Origin of the sequence: Ferrovibrio sp., assembly GCF_036381655.1 — a bacterium.
GTDB lineage: Bacteria > Pseudomonadota > Alphaproteobacteria > Ferrovibrionales > Ferrovibrionaceae > Ferrovibrio.
In genome coordinates this window covers 1-3,410 of the sequence record NZ_DASVCJ010000085.1, presented here as the reverse complement: position 1 = coordinate 3,410, position 3,410 = coordinate 1, and the positions used below count along the sequence as shown (strand labels likewise).

Annotated in this window: 4 protein-coding genes; all 4 read right to left on the bottom strand. The window is 67.3% G+C overall.

The genetic code is table 11. From position 1 onward, the window contains the following. Positions 1-968: 30S ribosomal protein S12 methylthiotransferase RimO (rimO, locus tag VF194_RS19510; protein WP_330892882.1), on the bottom strand; the 968-nt coding region annotated here is incomplete at its 3' end. Positions 969-1,015: 47 nt separating this feature from the next. Beyond that, entirely contained in the window at positions 1,016-1,519 is a 504-nt protein-coding gene (nusG, locus tag VF194_RS19505; RefSeq protein ID WP_330892881.1) for a transcription termination/antitermination protein NusG, read from the bottom strand. Then, positions 1,516-2,175 carry a winged helix-turn-helix transcriptional regulator gene (locus VF194_RS19500; RefSeq protein WP_330892880.1) on the bottom strand — a complete coding sequence of 220 codons (660 nt, stop codon included), beginning with the start codon at positions 2,173-2,175 and terminating at the stop codon, positions 1,516-1,518. The genes nusG and VF194_RS19500 overlap by 4 nt, the downstream gene beginning before the upstream one ends. 56 nt (positions 2,176-2,231) lie before the next feature. Next, the coding region (locus VF194_RS19495) for an amidase (RefSeq protein WP_330892879.1) at positions 2,232-3,410 on the bottom strand (1,179 nt) is incomplete at its 5' end.

Here is a 3,410-nt window from a genome sequence, read left to right as displayed (position 1 = left end):
TCCAGCAGGAATTCGAAATCCTCCTCCGTCTCGCCGGGGAAGCCGACGATGAAGGTGGAGCGGATCGCCAAGTCCGGGCAGATCTCGCGCCATTTGGCGATGCGCTGCAGCACCTTCTCCTGGTTGCCCGGCCGGCGCATGCTTTTCAGCACCTTCGGCGCGCCGTGCTGGAACGGGATGTCGAGATAAGGCAACAGCTTGCCCTCCGCCATCAGCGGGATCACCTCGTCGACATGCGGATAGGGGTAGACGTAATGCAGCCGCACCCAGGCGCCTAAGCTGCCCATCGCCTCGCACAGCTCGGTCATGCGCGCCTTCACCTGGCGCTCGCGCCAGCGGCTTTCGGCATGGCGGAGATCGACACCGTAGGCCGATGTATCCTGCGAGATCACCAGCAATTCCTTCACCCCGGCCTTGACCAGCCGCTCGGCCTCGTAGAGTACGTCATTGGCCTGACGGCTGGCGAGCTTGCCGCGCATGGACGGGATGATGCAGAAGCTGCAGCTATGGTTGCAGCCTTCCGAAATCTTCAGATAAGCGTAATGGCGCGGGGTGAGCTTGATGCCCTGCGGCGGCACCAGGTCGATGAAGGGATCATGCGCCGGCGGCGCCGCTTCGTGTACGGCCTCGACCACGCTTTCATATTGCTGCGGGCCGGTCACCGCCAACACGTCGGGAAACAGGCCGCGGATCCTGTCGGCCTCGACGCCCATGCAGCCGGTGACGATGACGCGGCCATTCTCGCGCATCGCCTCGCCGATCGCCTCGAGCGATTCCTGTTTGGCACTGTCGAGGAAGCCGCAGGTATTCACCAGCACCACATCGGCGGCATCGTAGGAGCCGGAGATCGCATAGCCTTCGGCGCGCAGCTTGGTGACGATGCGTTCGGAATCGACCAGGGCCTTGGGGCAGCCGAGGCTGACCAGACCGATCTTCGGCGCCGTCTTGGGAGCGGGGGCGTTACTCATGGCGGGCGCCTTATAGGCCCGAATCGGCTGGCTGGCTAGGGGCCGGCTCAGGCCGCTTCCACCAGTTTCAGCGGCATCTTGGTGCGTACCAGCCGGCCGAGCAGCGAGACCAGCAGGATGGCGCGGTTGCCGTCGACCGCTTCCTCGAACAGGGCCTGGGTATCCGCCATCGGGCCGTCGACGATGCGCAGGGTCTGGCCGCGGCGGAATTGCGGCGGGTTCAGCCGGATGAAGCCGTCCTCGCCTTCGCGGGCGCGGATTTCCGCGATCACAGGCTCCGGCACCGGGATCGGCTTGTCGCCGCCGCCGAGCATGACTAGGCCGACCACGCCGCGCGTGCCGTTCACCGAACGCCAGCGCTGGGTTTCCAGATCGATGCCGGCGAACAGATAGCGGGGAAACAGCGGCGCGGCCACGATCTCCGCCTTGCCGGCATGCCGGCGCATTTTCTGATAGCGCGGCAGGTAAACCTCGAAATTCTGGTTCCGCAGATGCTGCGCGGCCAGAGCTTCCTTGTGCGGCTGGGTATGGACGGCAAACCAGGCGATCATGCGGCTTCGTCCCGGGTTCCCGGCTTGGCGGTCATGACATGCAGAAGCGGCGGTGCCAGCAGCCGGTCGGCCGGCAGACCGCCGATCAGCCGGTCATAGGTTGCCTGCGGCGTGGCATTGTCGGCCACGGCCACCACCTCGGCGCCCAAAGCCAGGGCCGCGGCCAGATCGGCGACCACCGGCCGGCCATGGAACTGGCCGACATTCTTACCCGGCGCGATCACGGCGGCGACGCGCAGACCGCAGGCCGAAGCCGACAGCAGCGCGATCTCGGCCAGTTCGCCGCTGCCGGCGATGGCGACCGAGGTGACGCCGGCCGCGGCCTGCCGGGCGAAAGCCTCTTCATACTGGCCGCGCGCATGCCGGAAGAAATCAAGCGAGACGGTCAGATATTCCGCCACCAGGCGGCTTTTCTCGGCGAAGCCTTTGGGCGTCAGGTAATAGGCGTAGCGGCGCGCCGGGGCGCTCTGGATCTTGATCAACCCTTTGGACACGCAGCGCTTGAGCAGCGCATTGGCCAGTCCGAGCGCGATATCCAGCCGGCCGGCCAGGCTGCGCTGGGTATGCTCGTCGCCGCTACTGATCGCGTCCAGCAGCGCCGCCATGGTGGCGGCATCGGCGGCGGGCTCGGGCGGCTTGCCGGCAGGCTTGTTCATACTATGAACGATACGCCGCCCGCCGGGCCTGGTCAATGCCGGAATTATTCGCCGTTTCAGCCCTTTAGAGCGTTTTCCACGGCCGCGGCGATGCGCAGGAGCCGGCGATCCTGGCCGTTGCGCGCCACCAGCATCAGGCCGACCGGCAGGCCAGAGACCGGCAGCGGCAGGGAAATGGCGCAGAGATCGAAGAAATTCATCACTGCAGTGTTGCGCAGCACCTGCATGTTGGCCTTGGTAAACGCCTCCTCGCTGGCCTCCAGTTCGGCGATCTTGGGCGCCTGGATCGGCGTGGTCGGCAGCACCAGGGCATCGAGGTCGGCGAGCCACGCATCCATCGCCTTGATCAGTGCCGCCCGCTGGTGCTGCATCTCGATATAGTCGATCGCCGTTGCCGCCCGGCCGCATTCGATGCGCCCGCGCACCCGGGGATCGAAATCCGCCGCGCGGGCATCCAGCCAGGCGCGGTGGATATGGCAGGCCTCGATCGCGGCGAAGCCGCCCTTGGCATTGACCGCAGCCATCCGCTCGAGCAGCGGCGTAAGCGCCTCGTCGCTGACGCGCAGGCCGGCCCGGCCCAGGCTGGTCAGCGCCATATCGAAAGCCTTGCTCACCGCCGGGTCGAGCCCGTCCAGCAGCGGCCCCTTCGGCAGGCCGAAACGCAGGCCGGCCAGCGGCGCCGGCACCAGTTCTTCCGGCGCCTCGTTGGCCATGATCGCATCGGCCAGAGCGCAATCGGCCACGCTTTTCGCCATCGGTCCGATGCTGTCCAGGGCATAGGACAGCGGAAACGCACCCGCCGTCGGCACGCGATACTGGCTGGGCTTGAGGCCGACGATGCCGCACAGGGCCGCCGGGATGCGGGTCGAGCCGCCGGTATCCGTGCCGATGGTGATCTCGGCCATGCCATCCGCCACCGAAACCGCGCCGCCCGAACTCGAGCCGCCCGGCACGCGGCTGCGGTCGGCCGGATTGCCGGGCGTGCCGTAATGCGGGTTGATGCCGATACCGGAGAAGGCGAATTCCGTCATATTGGCCTTGCCGACGATCACCGCGCCGGCCGCCCTGAGCCGGGCGATCGCCGGCGCTTCCGTTTTCGCCGGCGCCTGATCGCGCAGGATCGTCGAGCCGGCGGTGGTGACCTCGCCCGGTACGTCGAAGAGGTCCTTGATGCTGAGAATCCGGCCGTCCAGCGGCCCGAGCGGCATGCCGAGCCTGGCCCGTGCATCGGCCGC

Bases quoted from the DNA above. Each gene is read 5' to 3' on its own strand.
- nusG (WP_330892881.1), bottom strand. From the start codon at position 1,519: ATGATCGCCTGGTTTGCCGTCCATACCCAGCCGCACAAGGAAGCTCTG.
- VF194_RS19500 (WP_330892880.1), bottom strand. From the start codon at position 2,175: ATGAACAAGCCTGCCGGCAAGCCGCCCGAGCCCGCCGCCGATGCCGCC.